The 26,461-nt window shown below is 65.5% G+C and carries 22 protein-coding genes and 2 pseudogenes; 8 read left to right on the top strand and 16 right to left on the bottom strand.

The window, feature by feature from the left end:
• Window position 1: 1 nt before the first annotated feature.
• Window positions 2-943, bottom strand: a complete 942-nt coding sequence (locus ONR75_RS19685; RefSeq protein ID WP_265078747.1) for a 4-hydroxy-tetrahydrodipicolinate synthase family protein — start codon at window positions 941-943, stop codon at window positions 2-4.
• 96 nt (window positions 944-1,039) lie between these two features.
• A complete protein-coding gene (locus ONR75_RS19680) occupies window positions 1,040-1,762 on the bottom strand; it encodes an aspartate/glutamate racemase family protein (RefSeq protein ID WP_265078746.1) in 723 nt (240 codons plus the stop codon).
• Window positions 1,763-1,955: 193 nt separating this feature from the next.
• On the opposite strand from ONR75_RS19680, the gene ONR75_RS19675 reads away from it, so the two are divergent.
• Complete coding sequence (locus tag ONR75_RS19675; RefSeq protein ID WP_265078745.1) at window positions 1,956-2,432, top strand: Lrp/AsnC family transcriptional regulator; 477 nt, start codon at window positions 1,956-1,958, stop codon at window positions 2,430-2,432.
• Between the two features lie 70 nt (window positions 2,433-2,502).
• Here the strand turns inward: ONR75_RS19675 and gltA are convergent, their stop codons facing one another.
• A complete protein-coding gene (gltA, locus tag ONR75_RS19670) occupies window positions 2,503-3,804 on the bottom strand; it encodes a citrate synthase (protein ID WP_265078744.1) in 1,302 nt (433 codons plus the stop codon).
• Window positions 3,805-3,953: 149 nt separating this feature from the next.
• Window positions 3,954-5,378, bottom strand: a complete 1,425-nt coding sequence (gltX, locus tag ONR75_RS19665; RefSeq protein ID WP_265078743.1) for a glutamate--tRNA ligase — start codon at window positions 5,376-5,378, stop codon at window positions 3,954-3,956.
• 170 nt (window positions 5,379-5,548) lie between these two features.
• Here gltX and ONR75_RS19660 point away from each other — a divergent pair, with 170 nt between their 5' ends.
• Both ONR75_RS19660 and ONR75_RS19655 read left to right on the top strand, forming a co-directional pair.
• A complete protein-coding gene (locus ONR75_RS19660) occupies window positions 5,549-7,216 on the top strand; it encodes a glutamine--tRNA ligase/YqeY domain fusion protein (RefSeq protein WP_265078742.1) in 1,668 nt (555 codons plus the stop codon).
• Between the two features lie 251 nt (window positions 7,217-7,467).
• Entirely contained in the window at window positions 7,468-9,747 is a 2,280-nt protein-coding gene (locus ONR75_RS19655; RefSeq protein WP_265078741.1) for a ComEC/Rec2 family competence protein, read from the top strand.
• A 52-nt stretch (window positions 9,748-9,799) separates the two neighbouring features.
• Here the strand turns inward: ONR75_RS19655 and lexA are convergent, their stop codons facing one another.
• From lexA to ONR75_RS19640, 3 genes and pseudogenes are all read right to left on the bottom strand, one after another.
• Window positions 9,800-10,513 (bottom strand): transcriptional repressor LexA, encoded by a 714-nt coding sequence (gene lexA / locus ONR75_RS19650; protein ID WP_265078740.1) that lies wholly within the window; start codon window positions 10,511-10,513, stop codon window positions 9,800-9,802.
• A 180-nt stretch (window positions 10,514-10,693) separates the two neighbouring features.
• A pseudogene (glp, locus tag ONR75_RS19645) lies at window positions 10,694-11,901 on the bottom strand (gephyrin-like molybdotransferase Glp).
• A gap of 106 nt (window positions 11,902-12,007) precedes the next feature.
• Window positions 12,008-12,649 (bottom strand): HAD-IA family hydrolase, encoded by a 642-nt coding sequence (locus ONR75_RS19640; protein ID WP_265078739.1) that lies wholly within the window; start codon window positions 12,647-12,649, stop codon window positions 12,008-12,010.
• A gap of 123 nt (window positions 12,650-12,772) precedes the next feature.
• Here ONR75_RS19640 and ONR75_RS19635 point away from each other — a divergent pair, with 123 nt between their 5' ends.
• Window positions 12,773-13,765: an IS481 family transposase gene (locus ONR75_RS19635; protein WP_265078738.1), complete on the top strand. Its 993-nt coding sequence runs from the start codon at window positions 12,773-12,775 to the stop codon at window positions 13,763-13,765.
• A gap of 89 nt (window positions 13,766-13,854) precedes the next feature.
• Here ONR75_RS19635 and ONR75_RS19630 read toward each other — a convergent pair whose 3' ends face one another.
• The 9 genes and pseudogenes from ONR75_RS19630 to ONR75_RS19590 form a co-directional block, all read right to left on the bottom strand.
• The gene (locus tag ONR75_RS19630; protein ID WP_265078737.1) at window positions 13,855-15,030 is read right to left on the bottom strand and encodes a M20 family metallopeptidase; all 1,176 of its coding nucleotides are present in this window, start codon (window positions 15,028-15,030) and stop codon (window positions 13,855-13,857) included.
• 125 nt (window positions 15,031-15,155) lie between these two features.
• Complete coding sequence (locus ONR75_RS19625; protein WP_265078736.1) at window positions 15,156-16,175, bottom strand: GlxA family transcriptional regulator; 1,020 nt, start codon at window positions 16,173-16,175, stop codon at window positions 15,156-15,158.
• Window positions 16,172-16,732 carry an isochorismatase family protein gene (locus tag ONR75_RS19620; RefSeq protein ID WP_265078735.1) on the bottom strand — a complete coding sequence of 187 codons (561 nt, stop codon included), beginning with the start codon at window positions 16,730-16,732 and terminating at the stop codon, window positions 16,172-16,174. Before ONR75_RS19620 ends, ONR75_RS19625 begins: the two co-directional genes overlap by 4 nt.
• 481 nt (window positions 16,733-17,213) lie before the next feature.
• The gene (locus ONR75_RS19615) at window positions 17,214-18,620 is read right to left on the bottom strand and encodes a M20 family metallopeptidase (RefSeq protein WP_265078734.1); all 1,407 of its coding nucleotides are present in this window, start codon (window positions 18,618-18,620) and stop codon (window positions 17,214-17,216) included.
• The gene (locus ONR75_RS19610; protein ID WP_265078733.1) at window positions 18,617-19,591 is read right to left on the bottom strand and encodes an ABC transporter ATP-binding protein; all 975 of its coding nucleotides are present in this window, start codon (window positions 19,589-19,591) and stop codon (window positions 18,617-18,619) included. Before ONR75_RS19610 ends, ONR75_RS19615 begins: the two co-directional genes overlap by 4 nt.
• Window positions 19,588-20,568, bottom strand: coding sequence for an ABC transporter ATP-binding protein (locus ONR75_RS19605; RefSeq protein ID WP_265078732.1), 981 nt, complete (start codon window positions 20,566-20,568; stop codon window positions 19,588-19,590). The genes ONR75_RS19610 and ONR75_RS19605 overlap by 4 nt, the downstream gene beginning before the upstream one ends.
• Before the next feature lie 3 nt (window positions 20,569-20,571).
• Window positions 20,572-21,483, bottom strand: coding sequence for an ABC transporter permease (locus ONR75_RS19600; RefSeq protein WP_413776368.1), 912 nt, complete (start codon window positions 21,481-21,483; stop codon window positions 20,572-20,574).
• A complete protein-coding gene (locus ONR75_RS19595) occupies window positions 21,480-22,397 on the bottom strand; it encodes an ABC transporter permease (RefSeq protein WP_265078731.1) in 918 nt (305 codons plus the stop codon). Before ONR75_RS19595 ends, ONR75_RS19600 begins: the two co-directional genes overlap by 4 nt.
• 137 nt (window positions 22,398-22,534) lie before the next feature.
• A pseudogene (locus ONR75_RS19590) lies at window positions 22,535-24,065 on the bottom strand (ABC transporter substrate-binding protein).
• A gap of 276 nt (window positions 24,066-24,341) precedes the next feature.
• Here ONR75_RS19590 and ONR75_RS19585 point away from each other — a divergent pair.
• Genes ONR75_RS19585 through ONR75_RS19570 form a run of 4 tightly spaced genes read left to right on the top strand, consistent with a single transcriptional unit; the run spans window position 24,342 to window position 26,445 of the window.
• Window positions 24,342-24,614 (top strand): hypothetical protein, encoded by a 273-nt coding sequence (locus tag ONR75_RS19585; protein WP_265078730.1) that lies wholly within the window; start codon window positions 24,342-24,344, stop codon window positions 24,612-24,614.
• Window positions 24,615-24,669: 55 nt separating this feature from the next.
• Complete coding sequence (locus tag ONR75_RS19580) at window positions 24,670-24,852, top strand: CbtB-domain containing protein (RefSeq protein ID WP_265078729.1); 183 nt, start codon at window positions 24,670-24,672, stop codon at window positions 24,850-24,852.
• A gap of 5 nt (window positions 24,853-24,857) precedes the next feature.
• Window positions 24,858-25,568, top strand: a complete 711-nt coding sequence (locus ONR75_RS19575) for a CbtA family protein (protein ID WP_265078728.1) — start codon at window positions 24,858-24,860, stop codon at window positions 25,566-25,568.
• Between the two features lie 52 nt (window positions 25,569-25,620).
• Window positions 25,621-26,445, top strand: coding sequence for a hypothetical protein (locus ONR75_RS19570; protein WP_265078727.1), 825 nt, complete (start codon window positions 25,621-25,623; stop codon window positions 26,443-26,445).
• Window positions 26,446-26,461 lie beyond the last annotated feature (16 nt).

The raw sequence follows: 26,461 nt of genomic DNA, 5'->3' as shown, positions 1-26,461 counted from the left end.
ATCAGGCCGCGACGGCCGAGAGCGACGAGATCTTGTAGCCGTACTTCTTGTCGAGCTCGAGCTCCTGGATGATGCGGATGCCCTTGGCCAGCGCTTCGCCTTCCAGCATGGTCAGCGGCTTGCGCAGATCGCCGGCCGGCATGCCGATCGCCTTCATCAGCGACTTCACGGCAACCGGATTGATCGCCGAATAGGTGTAGTGCAGCAGCGGCAGCAGGCCGAGATAGGCATTCTTGAAGCCGACGGCTTCGGTGTAGCTGGTCCACGGCGTGGAGATGATAGCCATCTCGGCCGGCGCGAGATTGCCGGTCATGTTGGCGGTGCCGTGACCGCCGAGGCTCATGGTCGGCACCACCAGGCCGAGGTTCGGGCTGTCGCAGCACATCACCGACACGCCGCAATCGGCGGCCAGCACCTGCGCCACCTGGCCGACGCGGCCAGTGGACTCCTTGTGCACCACGTAGTTCGGGTGCTTGAAGATGCGGATCAGGTTGTCCCAATGAAGGTCGCTCTTCACGCGCGGCGGATTGTTGTAGATGCCAAGCGGCAGGTCGGTGGCGTCGGCGACGTCGAGGAAGAAGCGTTCGATGTCGGCTTCCGGCGCGCAGATATAGGCGGGCGCCGCGAGGATCGCGCCGTCGGCACCATTGTCCTTGGCGAAGCGGACGTTGGCGATAGTCGTGTCGGTGTTGTTGCCGGTGCAGCCGAAGAAGATCGGCATGTCCGGCGTCTTCATCTTCGCGCACTCGACGATGATCTGCTGTTTTTCCTGCTGCGACAGCATCGAGGACTCGCCGGTGGAGCCCATGATCAGGATCGCCGAGGTACCGTTGTCCTGGTGGAATTTCAGCAGCGTGCGGAATGCGGCGAAGTCCACCGAGCCGTCCTTGTTGAACGGTGTAATCAGCGCAACGAAGGACCCCGTCAGCTTCTTGATCGACATCTCACATCTCCTGTTGTTCGAATTTTTCTGAACCTATCATGGTTGGCACGGTTGGCCACAGCAGCGTGGCGAACCGTGCCATGCAGGCGCGGGGATTTACGCGGCGTTGCGTTTCCGCGTGTCCAGTTGGTCGAGGGCGAAGGCTACCGCCGCATCGGCATGAATCAACGTGGAATCGAACGCCGGCAGGTCGAAGTCCTTGGCGCCGATCAGCAGGCCGATTTCGGTGCAGCCGAGAATGACGCTGTCGGCGCCCGCCGCCTTGGCCGTGGCGATCACGTCGAGATAGCGCTGACGCGATGCTTGGCTGACGATGCCGCAGCATAATTCACCAAAAATGACGTCGTGAACAGCGGTCCTGTCCTCGTCGTTCGGTACCAGCGGCGCAAGGCCGTGGTCGTCGCGCAACTTGGAGAGGTAAAAATCCTGCTCCATCGTGTAGCGGGTGGCGAGCAGCAGGGGCCGGCGACAGCCCGCGGCCTTGACCGCCTCACCGGTCACGTCGGTGATGTGCAGCAGCGGGATCGAGATCGCGTCCTGAACTGTGTCGGCCAGCTTGTGCATGGTGTTGGTGCAGATCAGGACGCAGTCGGCGCCGGCGCCTTCCAGATTGCGCGCGATCTGTGCCAGCACCGCACCGGCCTGATCCCAGTCGCCGGCCTTCTGAAGCGCCACGATGGCTTCGAAATTGACCGAGTGCAGGATCACCTCGGCCGAGTGCAGGCCGCCCAGCCTGTTGCGGACGGTCTCGTTGATCCGTCGGTAGTAAACCGCGGTGCTTTCCCAGCTCATCCCGCCCAATAATCCGATGGTTCGCATTCCGGTCCGTCCTTGCCAGCTTCAGATGTGGCCGGAAGGATAACAAATAGACCGCGCAACAATGCGATCGAAGATCGCCGAAATCGATCCAGGGCGGCGAGGATATTGCTTAAATTTCAAGATTAGAGCAATATTTTATCGGTGATGACGAGAGATTAGCATTCTAGGTTCAATATTCGGGAGGAATCAGCGCGTGGATGCCATTGATCGCCGGATTCTCGATATCCTGCAGAACGACGCCTCGGTCGCGATCGCCACCATCGCGGAAAAGGTCGGCCTCAGCACGGCGCCGTGCTGGCGCAGGATCAAGCGGCTGGATGAGGACGGCGTCATCACCCGGCGGGTGGCCCTGTTGAACCGGCGCAAGGTCAACGTGCCGATGACTGTGTTCGCCTCGGTGAAGGCGCCGCGTCACGAGGCGGACTGGCTGCAGGCGTTCCGGCGGGTAATCGGCGACATCCCTGAGATCGTCGAGGCCTGGCGGCTGACCGGCGATACCGACTATCTGCTGCGCATCGTGGTGCCCGACGTCGAGACCTACGACGCGGTCTACCAGCGCATGATCAAGCGGCTGGAGTTTTCCGACATCAACTCGTCCATCGCCATGGAAGAGATGAAGTTCACGACCGCGATTCCGACCAGCTACATGCAGTTGAAGTCGCCGGCCTGACGCCGGTACCGCGCAAACGAAAACGGCGGACCGTGGGGTCCGCCGTTTGTGTTTGATCTAGTCGAGGCAATCAGCGCTTGCTGATGTCCACGTAATCGCGGCGGGCGGCGCCGGTGTAGAGCTGGCGCGGACGGCCGATCTTCTGCTGCGGATCCTCGATCATCTCGCTCCACTGGCTGATCCAGCCGACGGTGCGGGCGACTGCGAACAGCACGGTGAACATCGAGGTCGGGAAGCCCATCGCCTTCAGCGTGATGCCCGAATAGAAGTCGACGTTCGGGTACAGCTTGCGGTCGATGAAGTAGGGGTCCGACAGCGCGATCTTCTCGAGCTCCATGGCAACGGCGAGCATCTCGTCGCCGCCGTGGCCGGTTTCCTTGAGCACTTCATGGCAGGTCTGCTGCATGATCTTGGCGCGCGGATCGTAGTTCTTGTAGACGCGGTGACCGAAGCCCATCAGGCGGACGCTGGAGTTCTTGTCCTTCACCTTGGCGATGAAGTCCGGAATCTTGTCGACCGTTCCGATTTCGGACAGCATCGCCAGCGCGGCTTCGTTGGCGCCGCCATGGGCCGGTCCCCACAGGCAGGCGATGCCGGCGGCGATACAGGCGAATGGGTTGGCGCCGGACGAGCCGGCAATGCGCACGGTCGAGGTCGAGGCGTTCTGCTCGTGGTCGGCGTGCAGGGTGAAGATCTTGTCCAGCGCCTTGGCCAGCACCGGATTGACGACGTATTCCTCGCAAGGCACCGCGAAGCACATCTTCAGGAAGTTCGACGCGAAATCCAGCGAGTTGGTCGGATACACGAACGGCTGTCCGACGGTGTACTTGAAAGCCATTGCCGCCAGCGTCGGGATCTTGGCGATCATCCGGATCGACGCGATCTCGCGCTGCTTGGCATCGTTGATGTCGGTGGAGTCGTGATAGAAGGCGGCGAGTGCGCCGACCGAAGCCACCATCACCGCCATCGGATGCGCGTCGCGGCGGAAGCCCTGGAAGAACCGGGCCATCTGCTCGTGCACCATGGTGTGGTGCGTGACCATCTGATCGAAGTCTTTCTTCTGCGCGGCATTCGGCAGTTCGCCGTTGAGCAGAAGGTAGCAGGTCTCAAGAAAGTCACCGTTGTCGGCCAGCTGCTCGATCGGGTAGCCGCGGTATTCAAGAATGCCGGCGTCGCCGTCGATATAGGTGATCTTCGACTGGCAGCTGCCTGTCGAGGTAAATCCGGGATCGTAGGTGAAAAGGCCGGACTGGGCGTAGAGCTTACCGATATCGACCACATCGGGTCCGACGGTTCCGCTTAAAATCGGGAAGTCATAGCTCTTGTTACCGACCGTGAGCGTTGCGGTGTTGGTCTTGGTTGTTGCGTCCATCGTGTCGTCCCCGATGCGATCGTTGAGAGGCCGGCAGGCCGGTTCGCAATGTCAGGAAACATTGCGCGGCAGGCCGGAGCAGGCTTCGCCAGAATGCGTATCGCATTGCTGTGTGCGCTGCAAGATGGGCAAAATCGGCCGTCAGGCCCCTAAACGGATGCCTGATCCGCCAGCCGGGACAGGCATTCCGACCGCCCGAGTACCGCCAGAACGTCGAAGATCCCCGGCGACGTCGTCTTTCCGGTCAGCGCCACCCGCAGCGGTTGGGCGATGGCGCCGAGCTTCAGCCCGTTGGCCTCGGCGAAGGTGCGCATCGCCGCCTCGGTGGTCGTGGCGCTCCAGTCGGTCACCTCGGCCAGCGCGATCTGAAGCTTGCCGATCAGTGCCCGGGTCTCCGGCGTCAATACCGCGGCGGCCTTGGGCTCCATCGCCAGCGGCCGGTCGGCGAAGATGAAACCGGCATTGTCGATCAGCTCGATCAGGGTCTTGGCACGCTCTTTCAGGCCGGGCATCGCCTGCAGCAGCTGGGCGCGGGTGGTATCGTTGACCTTGGCTTTCAGCGTCGCGCCGTTCGGGACGTAGCTCAGCACATCCTCGAACATGGTTGCGAGAGACTGATCGTCGGAGTGGCGGATGTAATGGCCGTTGAGGTTTTCCAGCTTGGCGAAATCGAACCGGGCCGCCGAGCGGCCGATGGCCGACAGGTCGAAGGCCGCGATCATCTCCTCGGTCGAGAAGATCTCCTGGTCGCCATGGCTCCAGCCGAGCCGGACCAGGTAGTTGCGTAGCGCGGCCGGCACATAGCCCAGCGCGCGGTAGGCATCGACGCCGAGCGCGCCATGGCGCTTCGACAGTTTGGAACCGTCGGGGCCGTGGATCAGCGGGATATGCGACATGCTCGGCAGCTCCCAGCCGAGCGCATCGTAGATCTGCTTCTGGCGCGCAGCATTGATCAAATGGTCGTCACCGCGGATCACATGGGTGACGCCCATGTCGTGATCGTCGACCACCACCGCGAGCATGTAGGTCGGGTTGCCGTCGCCGCGCAGCAGAACGAGGTCGTCGAGGTTCTCGTTCTGCCAGACCACGCGGCCCTGCACCTGGTCGTCGATCACGGTCTCGCCGGTCAGCGGCGCCTTCAGCCGGATCGTCGGCTTCATGCCGGCTTCGGCCGCGGTGGCGGCCCGGTCGCGCCAGCGGCCGTCGTACAGCTTGGACTTGCCCTCGGCGCGGGCCTTTTCGCGCATCTCCTTGAGTTCGTCGGCGGTGGCGTAACAGTGGTAGGCCTTGCCTGCGGCGAGCAGCTGCTCGGCCACCTCACGGTGCCGGCCGGCCCGGGCAAACTGAAACACGGTGTCGCCATCCCACTCGATGCCAAGCCATTTCAGCCCGTCGAGGATCGCCGCAATGGCCGGCTCGGTGGAGCGCTCGCGGTCGGTGTCCTCGATCCGCAGCAGCATCTTGCCGCCGAATTTGCGCGCATAGAGCCAGTTGAACAAAGCGGTGCGGGCGCCGCCGATATGGAGAAATCCGGTCGGGGAGGGCGCAAAGCGGGTGACAACAGGTGCGGTCATTAATGGCTTCGATCGATGCTGAGGGGACTGTTGGCGGGCGTTTATCACACCGCCCGCACGCTGTCCCCGCGAATTGCGGGCGGCACGGCGGACCGGTTCCAATCCGCCGCTCCGGCCCTTGGCGCGGGGCCGCGGATTTGGCACATAGGGCGCAGCTTGAAAGGCACCCCATGACAGACGAATCGGTAACCGAAGCAGGCCGTGACTTTATCCGCGACATCGTTGCGGCGGATCTGGCCTCCGGCGCCCACAAGAGCGTGGTGACGCGCTTTCCGCCGGAGCCCAACGGCTACCTGCATCTCGGCCACGCCAAGTCGATCTGCCTGAACTTCGGCATTGCCGAGGAATTCGGCGGTATCTGCAACCTGCGCTTCGACGACACCAACCCGACCCGGGAAGAGCAGGAATATATCGACGCCATCCAGCGCGACGTGCGCTGGCTCGGCTTCGACTGGGGCAGCAACCTGCATTATGCGTCGGACTATTTCGAGCAGCTCTATGGCTGGGCACAGCACCTGATCCGCGCCGGCAAGGCCTATGTGGACGACCAGACCCAGGAAGAGATCCGCCTGACCCGTGGCACCCTGACCGAACCCGGCCAGAACAGCCCGTTCCGGGATCGCTCGGTGGAGGAGAATCTCGACCTGTTCGCGCGGATGCGCGCCGGCGAGTTTCCGAACGGCACCCGGGTGCTGCGCGCCAAGATCGATATGGGCTCGGGCAACATCAACCTGCGCGATCCCGTGATCTACCGCATCCTGCATGCGTATCATCCGCGCACCGGCACGGCGTGGAGCATCTATCCCAGCTACGACTTCGCCCACGGCCAGTCGGATGCGATCGAACATGTCACGCATTCGATCTGCACGCTGGAGTTCGAGGATCACCGGCCGCTGTACGACTGGTGCCTGGACAACCTTCCGGTGCCATCGCGGCCGCACCAGTACGAGTTCGCCCGCCTGAACATGACCTACACGCTGCTGTCCAAGCGCGTGCTTACCGAACTGGTGCGCGGCGGCCATGTCAGCGGCTGGGACGATCCGCGGATGCCGACCTTGGCCGGGCTGCAGCGTCGCGGCGTGCCGGCCGCAGCCTTGCGCGAATTCGTCAAGCGCATCGGCGTGGCCAAGGCCAACAGCACGGTGGGCATCGACATGTTCGATTTTGCCATCCGCGAGACTCTCAACCGCACCGCGCAGCGCCGCATGGCGGTGCTCAAGCCGCTCAAGGTGGTGATCGAGAATTATCCGGAAGGCCAGGTCGAACAGCTCGACGCGGTCAACCACCCCGAGGACGAGAGCTTGGGTTCGCGCAAAATTCCGTTCGGCCGCGAGCTTTACATCGAGCACGACGACTTCATGGAAGAGCCGCCGAAGAAATTCTTCCGCATGGCGCCGGGCAGGGAAGTGCGGTTGCGCTACGGCTACTTCATCACCTGCCGCGACGTGATCAAGAACGCGGCCGGCGAAGTGGTCGAACTACGCTGCACCTACGATCCGGAAACCCGCGGCGGCAATGCGCCGGACGGGCGCAAGGTCAAGGCGACCATCCATTGGGTCAGCGCGGCGGAAGCGGTGCCGGCGGAAGTGCGGATCTACAATTTGCTGTTCACCGCGCCGCAGCCCGACGCCGCCAACTTCGCCGCGCAGATCAATCCGGAGTCGCTGGAAACGCTGACCGGCGCCATGGTCGAGCCGGCGCTGGCCGGCGACAATGCCGACGCCGCCGTGCAGTTCGAGCGCCAGGGCTACTTCTGCCGCGACAAGGATTCCGCGCCGGGCAAACTGGTGTTCAACCGCACGGTTGGATTGAGGGATAGTTACGCCAAGGCGACCTGAGCAGAATTGTAGGATGGGTAGAGCGCAGGCGCCCTGCGCCGAAGCGAAACCCATCAGCCTGATGCTTGGCAATGATGGGTTTCGCGAAGACGCTCTACCCATCCTATGGCTTGCTCTCCATGTCGTCCCCGCGAAGGCGGGGACGACATGGAGAGTGCGGAGCGCCTACACATTCCCCATCCGTTCTCGTAGCCGCCCGGTTATTCCTTCCGCTAGCATCGCGCTGAATATGCCGGGCGATGAGACGCGCGATGGCCAACGGGGGACGCAACACCAGACCGCGCGCGCAGGCCGGCACATGGCCGCCGCAGGCCGCAACGGCGAGCGGTGCGCTGCGGCCAGGTGCAGACTTCTGGCCTTCGCTCATCGCCACACTGCAGGCGTGGGCGCGCGCAGAAGCCGGCCCCGGCCGGTTGCTGCCCTGGGTGCCGATCGCTTTCGGCGCCGGCATTGCGCTGTATTTCGTCGCCGACCATGAGCCGGTCGCGTGGATCGCCGCCGCGGCTGCCGGCGCACTGTGTATCGCGGCCTTTCTGTCGCGCCGGCACGGCTGGTTTCCGCTTGTTGTGATGGTCGCCGCGCTGGCGGTGGGCTTCGCGGTGGCGACGTTGAAGACCGCGCGGATCGCCCACGCGGTGCTGGCGCAGCCTTTGTACTCGGTCACGCTGAAAGGCTTTGTCGAGACCCGCGAGGTGCGCGAGCGCACCGACCGCTTCGTGCTGCGGGTCGCCGAGATGGACGGCCCGCGCGTAACCACGAAGCTCGAACGCGTGCGGCTGTCGGTGAGGAAGGGCACCGCGCCGGCGGTCGGCAGCTTCGTTGACGTGAAGGCGCGGCTGCAGCCGCCGCTGGCGCCGCTGCGGCCCGGCTCCTACGACTTCGGCCGCGACCTTTATTTCCAGGGAATCGGCGCCTCCGGCTTTGTCATGGGCGCGATCAAGACAGTCGATCCGCCGGCGCCGGGTGGCCTACGGCTGCGCTATGCCGCGACCATGCAGGGTCTGCGCGATGCCATCGATGCGCGCATTGCCAACGTCCTCTCCGGCGATAGCCGCGCCATCGCCACTGCGCTGCTGACTGGGCGGCGCGACGCCATCTCGCCCGATGTCAACGACGCCATGTTCATCTCCGGCCTCGGTCATGTGCTGTCGATCTCCGGCTATCACATGGCGGTGGTCGCCGGCGTGGTGTTCTTCGCGGTGCGCGCGCTGCTGGCGCTGATCCCGGTGCTGACGGTGACGTTTCCGATAAAGAAGTGGTCGGCCGCCGCAGCACTCGCCGCCGCGCTGTTCTATCTGCTGCTGCTGTCCGGCGCCGAAGTCGCGACGCAACGTTCGTTTTTCATGACGGCGGTGGTGCTGATCGCTGTGATGGTGGATCGCCGTGCGATCACCTTTCGCACCCTGGCGGTGGCGGCGATGATCGTGCTCACTTTGGCGCCGGAGGCGCTGGTGCATCCGAGTTTCCAGATGTCGTTCGCGGCGACCCTCGGACTGGTGGCCCTGGTGCAGGTCGGCATGCCCATGCTGTTCGCGACGGCGGAGCATTCGCGCACCGCGCGCGCGGCGCTGTGGGGCGGCCGCGAGATCGTCATGCTGGCGCTGGCCTCGCTGGTCGCCGGGCTCGCGACCACGCCCTATGCGGCGTTTCACTTTCACCGCATCACGCCTTACGGCGTCGTCGCAAACCTGCTGGCGATGCCAGTGGTCTCTGCGCTGGTGATGCCGGCGGGGCTGTTAGGACTTGCGGCCGCGCCGTTCGGGCTCGACAGCGTGTTCTGGCGGCTGATGGATGTCGGCATCCAGTGGATGATCGTGGTGACGCAATGGGTCGCGGCATTGCCCGGTGCCATCGGCCGCGTGCCGGCGTTCGGGACCGGGCCATTGCTCGCGGCAACCATCGGCATCGTGCTGCTCGGACTGCTGCGCACGCCGCTGCGCTGGATCGGCGCGGGCTTTGTCGCGGCGTCGATGGTATGGGCCGCGATGGTGACGCAGCCGGATGTGTTGATATCAGGCGACGGCCACAGCGTCGCGGTGCGCGGCAAGGACGGGCGGCTGCATGTGATGCGCAGCGCCAGAGATTCGTTTCTGCTCAAGGAATGGCTGGCGGCGGATGCGGATTCGCGATTGCCGAACGATCCGACGCTGGGCAACGGCATCGCCTGCGATGGCGCCGGCTGCGTGGCGACGTTGGCCGACGGCGCGTTGGTCGCGCTGGCGCTGCAGCCGGATGCCTTTGTCGATGATTGCCTGCGCGCGACGCTCATTGTCACAACAAGACAGCCGCCGGGGGATTGCGGAGCGACGGTGATCGATCGTGATAGTCTGCAGAAAACCGGTGCGACGGCGTTGCGGCAAACCAGCGGCGGTTTTGTGATCGATGCGATCAGGCCGAAAGGGCGGGACCGGCCATGGGCACCAGCCGCAGCGGACACGCTCGAGGTTGCCAGCGGCGCGATCTTGCCGGGGCGGCAGCGCGCGCCCGATGCGACGCCGGCCGAGACCGACGTGCAGGCTGATGAACCGTGAGCGAACGGCTCTGCGTCACGAACAACGGCGCAGCAAGTCGTTGCGCGTTCACTCAGTACTTGCGGTACAGTCCGACCAGCCGGCCCTGGATGCGCACCCGGTTGGGCGGCAGGATGCGGACCTCGTAGGCGGCGTTGGCGGGCTCCAGCGCGATCGAGGCGCCGCGGCGGCGGAAGCGCTTCAGGGTGGCTTCCTCCTCGTCGATCAGGGCGACCACGATGTCGCCGGTCTCTGCGGCGTCCTTGCGCTGGATCAGCGCCATGTCGCCATCGAGAATGCCGGCCTCGACCATGGAGTCGCCGCGCACTTCCAGCGCGTAGTGTTCGCCGGAGCCGAGCATGTCGGTCGGCACGCTGATGTTGTGGCTGCGGGTCTGCAGCGCCTCGATGGGCGTGCCCGCGGCGATGCGGCCCATCACCGGCACCAGCACCGAACGCGCGCCGTCATCCTCGGCATTGCCAGAGGACGGTCGCACCTTGCCGAGGGTGCCCTCGATGACGCTGGGCGTGAAGCCGCGGCGACCGTTGCCAGCAACGCTGCTGCTGCCGCCGAGTTCGGGCAGCTTCAACACCTCGATGGCGCGGGCCCGGTTGGGCAGGCGGCGGATGAAGCCGCGCTCTTCCAGCGCGGTGATGAGTCGGTGGATGCCGGACTTGGAGCGCAAATCGAGCGCGTCCTTCATCTCGTCGAAGGAGGGCGGCACGCCGGCTTCCTTCAGGCGCTGATCGATGAATCGCAGAAGTTCGTACTGTTTGCGGGTCAGCATCTCGATCGATCCTCAATAGGACGGCGTTGACCACCGTCGCGTTTCCGGCCTTGCGCTGATCAGCCGATCGAAGTTGAGCGGTCGCGGCGCCGGAAGGTCAGAAACAAATCATGAACGAACACTATCTGTTCCATATGTGTTCCGCAACGATTAATTTCCCGTCAACGCAATCGGACCGCCTTAAAGCGGCAAACGCAGCACGCTGCAGGGCGTGCCGGCGGGCGCGGCGGGGGCGTGGGGGCGCGAACCACTAGGCCGTGGGCGGCGGACAGATTGCCGAGCAGCGAGGAATCCTGGCGGGTCACGGGCGTCGCCACCAGCGCGCCGTCCTCGCGCACCGCCAGCACGGCGCGCAGATAGTCCTCGCGCAGGTCGTTGGCGCCGACGTCGCAGCCGAGCAGCGCCGGCTCGCGTTCGAGATGGATGTCGCTGCGGCCCGACAGCGTGCGGATCAGCGGCACCATGAACAGCAGCGCGCAGACATAGGACGACACCGGATTGCCGGGCAGGCCGATCACCCGCATCGGCCCGATCCTTCCATGCATCATCGGCTTGCCCGGGCGCATCGCGATCTTCCAGAACGCCATGGTGACGCCTTCGGCGGTGAGCGCCTGCTGCACCAGGTCGTGGTCGCCGACCGAGGCACCGCCGGTGGTGATCAGGATGTCGGCGTCGCTGTCGCGGGCGCGGCGAATGCCGGCCACGGTGGCATCCAGCGTATCGGCGGCGATGCCGAGATCGGTCACCTCGGCGCCCTCGTTGCGGGCCAGCGCGCGCAGCGCGTAGCCGTTGGAATAGACGATCTGGCCGGGGCCGAGCGGCTGGCCGGGCATCACCAGCTCGTCGCCGGTGGCCAGCAAGGCGACCTTCGGGCGGCGGTGCACCGGAAGCTCGGGATGATTCATGCTGGCGGCCAGCGACAGGTCGCGGTCGGTGAGGCGGGCGCCGGCGCGCAGCAGCACGTCGCCGGTGGTGAAGTCGACGCCGGCCGGGCGGATGTGGCGGCCAGCGCGGGCGGCCTCGTGGATGAATACGGTGGTGCCCTCTCGCGCCGTGTCTTCCTGGATCACCACGGCATCGGCGCCTGCGGGGATCACGCCGCCGGTGAAGATGCGGACCGCCTCATGGGCTCCCAATGTCCTCTCGAACGGCCGGCCGGCGGCGACTTCGCCGATCACGGTGAGCGCCGCATGCTGCGTGGCGTCTTCGGCGCGCACCGCATAGCCGTCCATCGCCGACATCGGCTGCGGCGGCTGGGTGCGCAGCGATGCGACGTCGCAGGCCAGCACGCGGTGGAAACAGTCGTCGAGCGCGACCATCTGCCGGGACAGCGGTTCGGCATCGGCGAGCACCGCGGCCAGCGCGTCGGCAACCGGCATCAAGGCCATCGGCAAAGTCTCCATCACCAGCGCTGGCCGGCCGGGGAGGCCGCGACCGCACCCGGGCTTCATAACCGAGCGCTGGTGCGGACGCAAAACCGCGATCGCGGCAGGTTCAGGATTTTTCCGCCACGCCCAGCGCCGCCAGCGCCTCGGCCACCGAGGTGGGCGAGGTGACGTGAACCGCCTGAAGCCCGCCGGCGCGGGCCGCCGCGACGTTCTCGGCGAGGTCGTCGAAGAACACGATGCGCTGCGCCGGCACGCCGATCGCCTTCACCACATGGTCGTAGGCGGCAGCGTCCGGCTTGCGCAGCCCGATCGACGACGACAGGAACAGCTCGCGGAAATGGTCGAGCACCTCGGTATGTGCCTGCAAGAAATGTGCGGCGTGGGCGGCGTTGGTGTTGGAGAGGGCATAGAGCGGCAACTGCTCGGCGGCGCGCGCCAGCAGCGGCGCGATGCCGGGCATTTCGCCGATGAAGATCGCGTTCCAGCCCTCGAGGAACTGGGCGTCGGAAATGTCGATGCCGAGCGTCGTGCGCAGGCTGGCGAAGAAGGCTTCATCGCTGATCTGGCCGCGCTCATGGCGCATGTAGTCGTCGCCGCGCACGAACCGCGTCACCAGGTCGGAGCGAGTGCAACCGGCGTGGCCGGCCCAGCATGCGATGGTGCGCTCGAAATCGATGTCTATGACGACGCGGCCAAGATCGAACAGCAGCGCGTCAGCGGAGTCGGGGGAGAGGGAAGATTGAGTCATGGACGAGTTTTACCGAGGCGGGGCGACGGTGCAATGACGGGCGTAGGGTGGGCAAAGGCGCGCTAGATGTTTGGTCCCAGCATTTGATGGTGCATTATTCTCCGACGGTTGGAAGGATGCGCTATGGGACAGGTTCACCACGGGAGCGCCACAACGACAGCGGCGGTCCGTCGAGCGATACAACATAGTCAAGAGAGCCTGAGGGTCTTGGCCAGGCGGCATGGGATCAATCCCAAGACCGTCGCCAAGTGGAAGGCGCGGGCCTCGGTCGAAGATCTACGAACCGGGCCGAAAGACCCGAAGTCGACGGTTCTGACGGTCGAGGAAGAGGCGCTTATTGTCGCCTTCCGGCGGCACACGCTGCTGCCGCTCGATGACTGCTTGTATGCCCTGCAACCAACCATCCCGCATCTGACGCGCTCGTCACTGCATCGCTGCCTGCAGCGCCACGACATCTCGCGATTGCCTGAAGTCGAGGGCGACAAGCCAGATCGGCGTAAGTTCAAGACCTATCCGATCGGCTACTTTCACATCGACATCGCCGAGGTCCGCACCGAGCAGGGCAAGCTCTATCTGTTCGTGGGGATCGACCGGACCTCAAAGTTCGCCTTCGTCGAGTTGCACGAGAAAGCCACTCGGCGCATCGCCGGCGACTTCCTGCGCCACCTGATCGCGGCCGTGCCCTACAAGATCCACACCGTGCTGACCGACAATGGCACGCACTTCACCACGCCCGGTGCCGGTGGCTCAGCGGTCCCTGAGATCAAGCTGGCCCTCGAGCGTGGCGAGCCGGTCTGGGCCCATGGCTTTGAGTTGGCTTGCGCCCAGGCCGACATCGATCATCGCCTCACCAAGCCCAAGCACCCCTGGACCAATGGCCAGGTCGAACGGATGAACCGGACTATCAAGGAAGCGACCGTCAAGCGCTTCCACTACGAGACCCACGACCAACTCCGTCGCCACCTCGGCGACTTCATCGACGCCTACAACTTCGCGCGTCGGCTAAAGACCCTGCAGGGCCTCACACCCTACGAGTACGTTTGTAAGATCTGGACAAAAGAGCCCACCAGATTCAATGTTGATCCGACCCATCAAAGTCCGGGACTAAACATCTAGCGCCGTGCCCATCATTTCTGTGCGTCGTGTATTGTGGTGGGCACGCCTCGCCGCGCTTTGCGCGGACGAGGCTTTGCCCACCCTACACCTCACACCAGCGCGCAGATCGTCGCCGCCAGCGCCTGGGTGCGCGGCAGCAGGGTGTCGAGGCGGCAGAATTCGTCGTCGGTATGGGCCTTGCCGCCGACCGGGCCGAGGCCGCACAGGGTCGGGATGCCCATGGCTGCGGTGAAGCCGGAATCGGCGCAGCCGCCGGTGAACTCACCGCCGACGGCGAAGCCGACCCGCGTCGCCGCGTCCCGGTACAGAGCGAACAAACTGCCGGAGTATTTTTCCTCGAGCGGCAGGAACATGGAGATCTGTTCGATCTCGGCCGAGGTGCCCGGCACGTCTTCATCGTGCACGATGCGTTCGATCTCGCGCACGATGCTCGCGCGCTGCTCGAGCGTCATGAACCGAAGGTCGAGTTCGGCCTCGGCCCACGGAGCCACGGTGTTGTGGGTGTTGCCGCCCTTGATGACGCCGACATTGGTGGTGATCCCGGCGTCGTAGTCGGTGAGCGCGTGCAGCCGGGTGATTTTGCGTGCCAGCGCCTCGATCGCGCTGGCGCCGTCGGCGTGGTTGACGCCGGAATGCGCGGCGCGGCCGGTGACCTTGATGTGGAACGAGCCGCCGCCCTTGCGGCCGGTGACCACATTGCCGCTGACGCGGCCGGGCTCGGTGTTGAGCACGGCGCGGGCGCCCTGCGCGGCAGTTTCGATGTCGGCGCGGCCCTGCAGCGAGCCGATTTCCTCGTCCGCTGTGAACAGCGCCACCACCGGGAAGGGCAGGCCGCCGACGGCGTTCAGCGCGCGCAGCGCAAAGATGTTAGCGACCAAGCCGCCCTTCATGTCGGCGACGCCCGGACCAAAAGCGAGATCGCCGTCGCGCGAATAGGGACGCGTCAAAACCGTGCCCTTCTTGAACACGGTGTCGCGATGGCCGAGCAGCAGCACGTGGCCGTTCTGGCGTCCCGGCAATTCGGCGCGGACGATGTCGCCGAAGCCGACCTTGGGCGTGACGCTGACCGCAATGCCTTCGCCGGCCAGCAGGTCGGCAATGGCCACGCCGACCGCGTCGGTGCCGGCCTTGTCGAAACTGTTGGAGTCGATGTCGACCAGCCTGTGCAGCAGCGCTTCCATCTCGGCGGCGCGCGGCGCTAGCCAGGCGACGACCTTGTCGGCGAGATCGGTGTGGCTGTGCTGTGCCGTATGTTGGTCGTTCATGGGGCTTGGTTCCTGATGCGCGCGATGTATTGCCCACACCCTATAACAGCTTGGCGGTGATCTGCAGGGGGCCCACGCAATGCAGTCAAGCAGATGTCAGGTGGACGAAGCCATCGCCGACGCCGTCAGGCTTGTTCAGAGATGTCGTCGACGCTCCGCATGCGGCTCGGCGGCATCTTGTGCCAGCGGCTCCAGGCGCGCCGCAACTGCCGGGCGGAGGCGAAGCCCGAGCGCTCGGCGACGGTTTCGATGTCGAGCCGCGAGCCGGACAGCATCTGCCCGGCAAGCGCCACCCGCATGCGGTTGACGTAGTCGATGACGCTCATGCCGGTATGCTCGTTGAACAGACGGGAGAGGTTGCGGGGACTGGCGGCAGCGATCTCCGCGAGACGATCCACCGACCAGTCGGCTGTCGGGTCTGCCGTGACCGCGTCCTGCGTGCGATGAATCGCCGGATGGATGTGATTGCGCCCTTCCAGCCAAGGCGACAGCTGCGGATCGGCGCCGCCGCGACGGAGGTAGACGACGAGGTAACGGGCGACGGACAGCGCCACCGCATGGCCGACGGTCTGCGCCACGATGTGCAGCATCAGATCGACGCCGGCGGTGATGCCGGCGCTGGTCAGGCGCTCGCCGTCCTCCACATAGAGCCGGTTCTCATGCACGCGCGCCGAGGGTGCGAGCTTCGCAAGCTCGTCGGTGCAGGCATGATGCGTGGTGCAGTCATAGCCATCGAGCAGCCCGGCACGCGCCGCAACGAGCGCGCCGGCACAGATCGAGGCGAGCCGGATGCCGGGCCGGATGGTCTTTCTCAACCAGTCGACGATGGCTTTCTCCTGCAGCGCATCCTTCTTGCGGTCGGTGGCAGTCGCTCCGAGCGCGACGTCGGCGCTGCCGGGCATCACCACCAGCGCGTCGGCGGGGAGATGCTCAGGTAACTGTTCGATGCCGGTGATGCCAAGTCCGATCGAACTGATGGCGTCGCATGCCGGCCCGACATAGGTGACGGTGAAACGCACCTCGTTCTGTTCGAGATTGGTTTTTCGCAACACCTCGATCGGACCGGCGATGTCGAGCAGCAGCACGCGCGCCGGCACCACCACGAACACCGGGATGACGCGCGCGTGCGGTGCTCTTGCGGTCATGCGGCGATCTTTTCTGCCTGTTCGGCAAGAGCCTGTTCCACCGTCGCGATCCTGGCAAAGCGGCCCGCCAGCACCAGCTCGGTGCGGGCGCGGATTTCCGCGGCGCTCCATGTGCGCCCGGCGGCATCGGTCATCGGGAACGTCAGCGTCGCTTCGCCCACGAAGTCGACGGCGTAGCCGAGATCGGACGCATGCCGCGTGGTGGTTTCGCAGCATTGCTCGGTGCGGATGCCGGAGACGATGATCTTGCGGATGCCTTGGGCGATGAGCCAGACGTCGAGGCCTGTGCCGACGAGCGCGCTGTGGCGGCGCTTCTTGAAAACTGCATCCGGCGTGATCTGCAGCGGCGCCAGTGTCGTCACGTGGCCGGAGGACGCCGAAAAGGCGCCGTTATCGGCGAGGTGAAAGACTTGAAGCACGGGAATGCCAGCCGCCTTCGCTCCATCGATCAGCGCCTGCTGGCGCTCGAGAAAGGCGGGCAGGGCGTCTTCGGTCCAGTAGTCGCGGTGGCGGAACGATTTCTGGACGTCGATGACGATGAGCGCGGTATCGGACATGGTTGTCTCCGTTGGCTGCGAGTGTGCTGCCACTTTATCCGTGCCGTCAAAGGCCGAAATGCCGGTTGCGGACGAAGAGGGGACAATTCACGCCAACCGGTCATTTCGGGCCAGCGCATGCGCTGGGCGAATTCTTGTAAGGGAAGCCATCCAGAAAACCACAATGCAGGGGGCAGTCGTCAGGCCGGTGACGAACGAGCAAGGATGGCTGCGGCGGCGCTCGCTCTTCACTCTCCCCCAGCAAAGCGAAGCTTTGCGCAGCGGGAGGGGTGCCTTCGCGTAGCGAAGGCGGGAGAGGGCGCTTGCTGCACCACCCCTCTCCCGGCCCGGACTTCGTCCGGGCCACCCTCTCCCGCCTGCGCAGCTTCGCTGCTTGGGGAGAGGGGAAGAAAGTGCGGTATCGAACGGCGCCCATGATCCGGAGGTCCCGCGTCAAACCACGGCTTTTCGTCCCTCCCGCTTCGAACAGGGTTTCACCCCGTCACTTCCGCTCCGCGATGATCCGCTTGCCGTCCTCGCCGACATCGTAAAACAGTCCCGCCATGATCTGCAGTGCCTCGCGCGCGACGGAGCCGAGCAGATGCTCGTCGGGGGCGTGCTGCGAGCAGGACGGATAGGAATGCGGCACCCAGATGGTGGGCAGGCCGAGAACATCCGCGAAGACGTCGTTGGGCAGCGAGCCGCCGAGGTTCGGCAGCAGCGCCGGCTTCTTGCCTGTGGTCTCCTTGATCGAGGCCAGCGCCCAGTGCACCCAGGGATCGGTGGGGTCGAGCCGGGTGGCGGAGAAGGCTTCCTGGCGCGCCGGTTTTACGGAGACGCGCGTGAGGCCGTTGGCATCGAGCTGCGCGCGCACCGCCGGCAGAATGCCGTTCGGGTCGGTGCCGACCACGAAGCGCAACTGCATGGTCGCCTTGGCGGTGGGCGGGATGGCGTTGAGCGGCGCTTCCGGCGTGCCGGTCTTGAACGCCAGCACTTCCAGCGTATTCCAGCCGAAGATCTTTTCTTCGGAGGTGAGGCCGGGCTCGCCCCAGTTGGGATCGATGACGGGATCGCCGGGACCCTGGCCCACGGTGACGTCGGACAGAGCCGCACGTACCGCATCGGGCAAATCGGGCTTCAGGGCATCGACCAGGATTTGGCCCTTGCTGTCGACAAGGCAGGCGACGGCGTGGGCCAGCAGGGTGCCGGCATTGGCGAGCACGCCGCCCCAGTTGCCGGAGTGGTGGCCGCCGTCGCGCAGGTCGACTTCGAGTTCGAAATTCAACGCGCCGCGCGAGCCGAGAAACACCGTGGGACGCTCCGCGGTGAGGCGGGGGCCGTCTGAGCCGATCAGCACGTCGGCCTTCAAAGCCTGGCCCTCGGCCTGGGCGATGGCGCGCAATCCCGGCGAGCCGGCTTCCTCGCCCATTTCCAGGATCAGCTTGCAGTTGAAGCCGAGGCTGCCGCCGCGCGCGGCCATCACCTGTTCGAGGGCGGCGAGGTTGATGGTGTGCTGGCCCTTGTTGTCCGCGGTGCCGCGGCCGTACCAGCGGTCGCCTTCGACAGTGACCTGCCAGGGGTCGAGGCCGTCGCGCCACTGAAAGGCGTGGCCCATCACCACGTCGCCATGGCCATAGGTCAGCACCGTCGGCATGCCGTCGGCCTCGTGACGCTCGGCGATCAGGAACGGGCCGTGGCCGGCGCGAGGGTTGTCGACCACGCGGCAGACAAAACCCATGCGCTCGGCATCGGGAATGATCTGCTCGTTGAGATAGGCATGCAGCATGTCGAGGCGCGGCGTGGCGCCCTGGCTCTCGGTGGGGACGGCGACGCGGCGCGCCAGGTCGGCGCGAAACGCGCCATTGTCAAAATAGGTTGTCGCGCGGGCGACGGCATCAGAGCGGCTCATGAGAGTTGCAGTTCCTTGGGTTGAACGAGGTGGCAGGCGGCCCAGCCATCCGGCAGGGCGCGCGTGGGCGGGAAGGCGGTCTGGCAGATCTCCATAGCGGCCGGACAGCGCGGCGTGAACGGACAGCCGGGATTGCCCGCCAGCGGATTGGGCGCGATCGCGCCGATTCCGGTGTCGGGCACGCCGAGATCGGGATCGGGTGTCAGCACCGACTCCAGCAGCGCGCTTGTATAGGGATGGCGTGGTGCGGCAAACAGGCCGGCGCGGCTGCGCTGCTCGACGAGGCGGCCGAGATACATCACCGCAACGCGGTCGGCGAGATGCTCGACCACTGCGAGGTTGTGGCTGATGAAGAAGTAGGTGAGGCCCAACTCGCGCTTGAGATCCAGCAGCAGGTTGAGGATCTGCGCCTGCACGGAGACGTCGAGCGCCGAGGTCGGCTCGTCGCAGATCACCACTTCCGGCCGCATCACCAGTGCGCGTGCGATGGCGACGCGCTGGCGCTGGCCGCCGGACAATTGGCCCGGCGTGGCGTCGAGCATGCGTTTTGGAAGTCCGACCATGTCGAGCATTTCGATGACTTTTGCCCGGCGCGAGGCGCGGTCGCCGATGCCGTGCACAACCAGTGGCAGGGCGATCAACTGACCGATCGATTTTCGCGGGTTGAGCGAGGAATAGGGATCCTGAAAGATCGGCTGGATGCGCCGCGCCACCGCGACGCGGTTGCCTGCCGAGATCGGTACGCCGTCGATGAGGATCTCGCCTGATGTCGGCGGCAGCAGGCCGAGCAGCAGCTTGGCCAGCGTCGACTTGCCGGAGCCGCTCTCGCCGACGAGGGCGTAGACCTCGCCGCGCTTCACCTGCAGCGACACGTCGGCCACGGCGGTCAGCGTCGCCGCCGGGCGAAATACGCCCTGCGAGATTTCGAAGGTGCGCGTGACGTTGCGCAGTTCAAGGGCGATGTCGCTCATGCCATGGCCTCCAGCGCGGGCAGGCGAATGCAGCGCACGTCATGCTGCGGCTCCGGATGCATCAGCGGAATGTCGGCTTCGCATTCAGGCGCGGCAAATTCGCAGCGCGCGCGAAAGGCGCAGCCGTGCTGCGGGCCGATCAGGTTCGGCAGTTGCCCGGGGATGGCGCCGAGCGGGGCGCCCGGCGCGGTGCGGCCGGGGATCGGAATGCAGCTCAACAAGCCGCGCGTATAGGGATGCAACGGCGTCTTGAAGACAGGCCGCGCCGCGCCGCTCTCGACCACGTCGCCGGCATAGAGCACGGCGACCTTGTCGGCGACGCGCGCGACGACGCCGAGATCGTGGCTGATCAGGATCATAGCCATGCCGAACTCGGTCTTGAGATCGGCCAGCAGCCGAAGGATCTGCGCCTGGATGGTGACATCGAGCGCGGTGGTCGGCTCGTCGGCGATGATCAGGTCGGGGCTGCACATCAGCGCCATGGCGATCATCACGCGTTGCCGCAGCCCGCCGGAGAGCTGGTGCGGATACTGCCGCAGACGATTGGCGGCATTGGCGATACCGACCTTGTCGAGCAGTTGCAGCGCGCGGTCGCGGGCGGCTGCCTCGCTGACAGACTCATGGCAGCGCAGCGCCTCGATCAGCTGGTTGCCGATGGTGTAGGCCGGGTTCAGCGAGGTCATCGGCTCCTGAAAGATCATCGCCATGCGGTTGCCGCGCAGTTTTCGCATTTGCGGCTCCTTGATCCCCAGCAGATCGACGCCGTCGAAGCGCAGGCGTGCCGCCGTTCGCCATGCACGGCGCGGCAGCAGGTCCATCAGCGCCAGCGAGGTCAGCGATTTGCCCGAGCCGCTCTCGCCGACAATGGCCAGCGTCTCGCCGCGCTCCACCGAGAACGAGATTTTCCTGACAGCGTGCAGCGTGCCGTTGGGCGTGGCAATGTCGACTATGAGGTCATCGACTTCGAGCAGGGCCATCGGTCAGTTCCTGTTCTCGGGCGCGGTGACGTCGCGCAGCCCGTCGCCGACCAGATTGATGGCCAGCACCAGCAGCACCAGTGCGGCAGCGGGAACGCCGATCACCCAGGCGCTGAAGAACATGTATTGCTTGCCCTCGGCGATCATCAGTCCCCACGACGGTAGCGGCGGCTGCACGCCGAGGCCGAGGAATGACAGCGCCGCCTCGAGCAGGATGGCGTGGGCCATCTCCAGCGTGGCGACGACGATCAGTGCGTTGAGGATGTTGGGCAGGATTTCCGAGAACAGGATGCGCGGCGTCGAGCAGCCGATGGCGCGCGCGGCGGCGACGTAATCGGATTGCGCGATCTGCTGGGTGGCGGAGCGGGTGACCACGGCAAAGCGATCCCACAGCAGCAGGCCGAGCACGACGATGACGCCGTTCAGCGACGAGCCGACGATGGCGGCGGAGGCCAGCGCCACCAGCACCACCGGCAGCGCCAGCCGCGTGGTGACCACATAGCTCAGCACCGCATCGACCTTGCCGCCGAAATAGCCGGCGCAGACGCCGAGCAGGGTGCCGATGGTGCCGGAGATCAGCACGGTGAGCGTGCCGATCATCAGCGAAATGCGGGCGCCGTAAAGCAGGCGGCTGAGATAGTCGCGGCCGAGCTTGTCGGTGCCGAGGATGTTGTCCCAGGTGCCTTTCGCGTTCCAGATCGGGGGTCGCATGCGGCGCGCCAGATCCTGGGCATAGGGATCGTGCGGCGCGATCAGCGGCGCCGCCAGCGCCAGCACCACGATGACCAGCAGGATGACGCCGCCGATCATCAAGCCGCTGTGGCGGAAACTGCGGCGCATGAAAGCGGCTGTGGACGAGCGCTGCGGCGATGTTTCGGCCGGCAGGGATTTCGCGATGGCAGATACGTCGGTCATGCCAGCCGGATCCTTGGGTCGAGAAAGGCGTTGGCGAGATCCGCCAGGAAGGTGAGCATCACGTAGAGCAGGGCCAGGATCAGCACCACCGCCTGCACCACCGGGAAATCGTTGCGCGCAATGGCTTCCCAGGCGAGGTGGCCGAGGCCCTGCATGGAGAACACCGCCTCGACCACGATGGAGCCGCCGAGCATGAAGCCGAACTGCACGGCGGCCAGCGCCACCACGGGGATGATGGCATTGCGCAGCGCATGCTTGAAGATCACCATGCCGGGCGCCAGGCCCTTGGCGCGGGCGGTGCGGATGTAGTCGGCGGACAGCACTTCCAGCATGCCGTTGCGCGACAGCCGCATCACCGCCGGAATCGCGTACCAGCCGAGCGCCACCGAGGGCAGGATATAGCTTTGCCAGCTGGCATTGCCGGACACCGGCAGCCAGCGCAGGTTGACCGAGAACACGATGATCAGGCCGAGGCCGAGGCAGAACGTTGGCACCGCCTGGCCGATCACCGAGAAGCTTAGCGCCAGCCGGTCGATCCAGGTGCCGCTATAGACTGCGGCGAGCACGCCGAGCGGCACCGCCACAATGAGCGAGATCAGCAGCGAAATGGCGCCGAGGGTCAGCGTCACCGGGATGCGCGCGGCGACCAGCGAGACGACGCTGTCACGGAAGTAAAACGACGTGCCGAAATCGAAATGCAGGGCGCGCCACAGCCAGTCGAAATACTGCACCGGCATCGGGCGATCGAGCCCGAACTGGTGGCGGATCACCTCGACCTGCGCCGCCGAGGCTTCCGGGCCGGCGATGGTCATCGCGAGATCGCCGGACATATGGAGCAGGAGGAAGGCAACGACAGAGACCGTCACCGCCACGGAAATGGCGACGACGAACCGTTGCAAGGCAAAGCTGAGCATGGGCTCCTCGAATTTGTAGGGTGGGCAAAGGCGCTCTTGCGCCGTGCCCACCGTTCGGAGCGCTACACCGGCGTGGTGGGCACGCCCGCGTGCGCTGCGCGCTCGCGGTCTTTGCCCACCCTACGACTGCGGCTGCGCTATTTCCATTTCGCCATATAGAACCGCGGCAGCTCGTCGGGCTGGCCGGTGAATACGAGGTCGCTGGTGAAGGCGTAGTTGGCGGGATAGGAGAACATCGGCATCAGGTATTCCTTGTCGGCGATCAGCTTGAGCGCGTCGGCATAGAGTTTGACGCGCTTGTCGGTGTCCACCGTGGTGTCCGCCGTTTTCGTCAGTTTCTGCACGTCCGCGTCGCGCGACATGTCATCGGCGTCGCCCTTGAACCAGACGCCGGTGAAGGCGGAGACGTCCATCACCGAGAACGAGCCCCAGGTCTGGAAGTTGATGGCCACCTTGCCGGAGCGGTTCATCTCGCGGATCGCGGCGTATTTCATGAAGTTGAGGTTGGCCTGGATGCCGACCGCGCGCAGATAGCCGATCATGGCTTCGGCCAGTTCGCGGTCGCGATAGGCGTAGAGTTCGGTCTTGAAGCCCTGGGCGTAACCGGCTTCGGCCAGCAACGCCTTGGCCTTGGCGGGATTGTAGTCGTAGACCGGCACGCCCTTGTCGCTGCAGCCGAACTGGTCGATGAAGCAGGCCGAGTTCATCACCCGTCCGCCGCTGCCGACCAGATTGTCGAGCATGCTCTTGCGGTCGATGGCGTAGGCAATGGCCTGGCGCACGCGCACGTCCTTCAGCGGTTCGGACGCCGGCGTGCGGCCGACCGCGTCGAACTGCAGGAAGCCGACGCGCATGGTCTCCGCGGAGAGAACGGTGATGTTGGGCACCGCCGAGAGCTGCTGCGCCTGGTCCTTAGGCACCCGCCAGATCCAGTCGACGCCGCCGGTCATCAGTTCGGCGAGCCGTGTCTCTGCGTCGGGCATCACGCGGAAGATGAGCTTGCCGATCGACGGTTTGCCCAGCGGGCTGCCGTCCCAGTATTTGGTGTTCTTCTCCATGGTCACCGTCTTGCCGGCTTCCGCCGAGGTGATGCGATAGGGCCCCGAGCCGACCGGCGCCTTGGCGAAGCCGTCAATGCCAACCTTCTCGAAATAGGCCTTCGGATAGATCACCACCGGGCCGGCGAGATATTCGATGGCCGCCGGAAACGGGCCGACCAGATGGATGCGGACGCGATCGTCGCCGGTCTTCTCGGCGCTCTTGATCCAGTCGACGTTCTGCTTGGTGATGACCTTCGAGATCCGGGCTGACCACATAGTTCAGCGTCCACACCACGTCGTCGGCGGTCAGCGGATCGCCGTTGTGAAACACCACGCCCTTGCGGATGGTGAGGTCGAGGGTGGTGTCGTCGACCCAGCTCCATTCCGTCGCCAGCTGCGGGCCATATTTGCCGGTCGCCGGATCGCGGTAGATGAGGTTGTCAAATACGTGCCTGCCGATGATCACGCCTTCGCGCAGGTTATTGTGATAGGGGCTGATGTTTTCCGGCTCGGAATCCGAAACGTAGGTCAGCGTGTCGTTCTTCTTGCCGGCCCAGGCGGCCGCGGGAACAGCGACGACAGCAGCCGCCGTCAGCAAAACCGCCAACCTGGAATAAAACAACTTCATCGTCACGCTCCTGATGGATCTGTCCCGGATTCTTGAACCGTCAATGACGGGTGGAAACAACTGCGCCGAGGAAAGGATGCGCCTTGGTTCCTGAGGCTGCCCGCTTCGCTGCGTCAAAGCAACGGCCACGGGCGGCGCGTCAAACGAAAGCAAGGATCGTGCCCAGTCCATGGTTTCCGGCACGGTGCAGGCGGGGACGACGTGGAGAAGCCGTCGATTTGACGCATGCCGCACTCTCGCGTTAGTCGCGGTATCATGGACCCGGACTCCTCGATCATGCGTGACCGCAGCCCGCCCGCCTGGCGCGATGACATCGATTCACTGGCGTTCCGGCCGGACGGCCATGACGGCGTCTGCATGGTGCATCGGCGCGCCTTTCGCACGCTGCTGAAGCGTGTGGCGACGGCGGACGACTGCGCGGATTTCTTCCGCCGGCATGAGGCCGCGTTCCAGGCCGCGGCGCGCGCAAAGATTGAGCGCGCCATGCTCGGGCAGGGGGCAAACCTGCACCTCACCAGCCGGGACGTGGCGCGGCAGATGACAAATTAGGGTCGCGCCCGGTTCCGAACTCGGCTAAACTGTTGGTCTATTTTGCGAGGATTCCATGCAGCAGACCCAGACAGCCTCATTTCCCACCGCGACCACCGACGCCAGTGCCGTTGTCCAGGCTGTGCTCGCCATGGTGCTCGGCCTGTTCATCGTCGGCGTGGTCGGCTTCTCGCACATCAGTGCCATCCACAACGCTGCGCATGATGTGCGCCACGCCAACGCGTTTCCCTGCCACTGATTGAGATGTCGGTTTTCCGGTCGATCGTATTTTCTGCCGCTCTGGCGGGGCTGGTGGTCGGCACTGCCATCACCGCAGCGCAAATGATCGGCACCGCGCCGCTGATACAGCAAAGCGAAGTCTACGAACGCAAGGCCGAGGCGACGCCTGCGCCGGCGCCCGCCGCGACGGGCCATCAGCATGCTGCCGGGCATGACCATGGCGCGGCCGCATGGGAACCCGCCGACGGCTTGCAGCGCAACGCCTTCACCTTCGGCGCCAACATCCTCACCGCCATCGGCTTCGGCATGCTGCTGACCGGGATCTTCGCGTTGCGCGGACGTCCGGTGGACTGGCGCGAGGGGCTGCTGTGGGGCCTCGGCGGCTTCGTGGTGTTCACCGTGGCGCCAGGCCTCGGCCTGCCGCCGGAATTGCCGGGCATGCCGGTGGCCGACCTGACGCTGCGGCAGACCTGGTGGATCGGCACCGCCTGCGCCACCGCCGCCGGCCTCGGCCTGCTGACGTTTCGCCGTGAAGCATGGGCGGCCGCGCTGGGCCTCGGCCTGATTGCGCTGCCGCATCTGATCGGCGCGCCGCAGGCCGCAGAGGCCCACAGCGACGTGCCGCATGCGCTGCTGCATAACTTCGTGGTCGCTGCGACCCTGACCAGCCTGCTGTTCTGGGCGCTGCTCGGCGTCGCCACCAGCCTCGCCTTCCGGCGGATCTCGCGCATCTAGCCACCACACCGCAGCAAGCTCGGACATTTCGCCATGCGGTTGAACTGCGGGCGTGGGTCCGCCGACTGATGTCCACGATGCCTTCAATGCCGAGGGCGCGTTTCCCTCCATCGTGGACAGCATCATGACTCGCACGTTGAGAACGTTTGCCCTGTTTGCCGTGCTGGCGCTGGCGACGCCGGCAGTGGCGCACGACGGCCAGGTCGCGGCAATCAGGGCCACCCAGGCCGCCGCCGCCCTGCAGACCTATAACGACAACCTGCGCGACGCCGGCCGACGGCCGGACTACACATCGGTGCCCGCCGCCGATCTACTGCGCGCCGTGTTCGACACCGACCGGCTGGCCGCACTGCCGGAGCCGACCGCGAAAGATATCGGCTGGCTGATGGACTGGGGCAACGCGGCGAGCCGCGGTTACAAGCAGATCCTGTTGTTCGGCCTGCCGCCGGGACAGAAGCCCGACGAAGCGACGATGACGCGCAATCTGGAAGCCTACGAAGGTGAGGTCGCGACCGCCATGAACTTCATGGTTCGCGTGCTGGCGCGCCAGATGGATGCAGCGGCGCTGTTCATCTCCGAACTGCCGAAGACGGAACTGACGCCGGCCCGCATCGAGGGATTCCGGATGGTGCGTTCCGGCTCCGGCGAAGTTCTCGAGGGCGCGCTGCTGACGGTGGCGCAGGGCATGAAGCCCCGCAATGCGCAACTGGTGATGGCCGCCGCCGGCGATACCCGGTCGACCTGGATCCATGGCCTGTATCCCGAGGACCGGACCAAGGTGATGCGGCTGCTGAAGGAAATCGTGAAGCGTGTCGGTGACAAGGAAGTCACAGACAGCGCCGCGGTTCTGCTCACGGCGTTCGCGACGGAAAAGTGAGCGCGCCGGTTCGAGC

Origin of the sequence: Rhodopseudomonas sp. P2A-2r (assembly GCF_026015985.1) — a bacterium.
In the GTDB taxonomy this organism is placed as follows: Bacteria; Pseudomonadota; Alphaproteobacteria; order Rhizobiales; family Xanthobacteraceae; genus Tardiphaga.
This window is presented reverse-complemented; position numbering and strand designations above follow the sequence as displayed.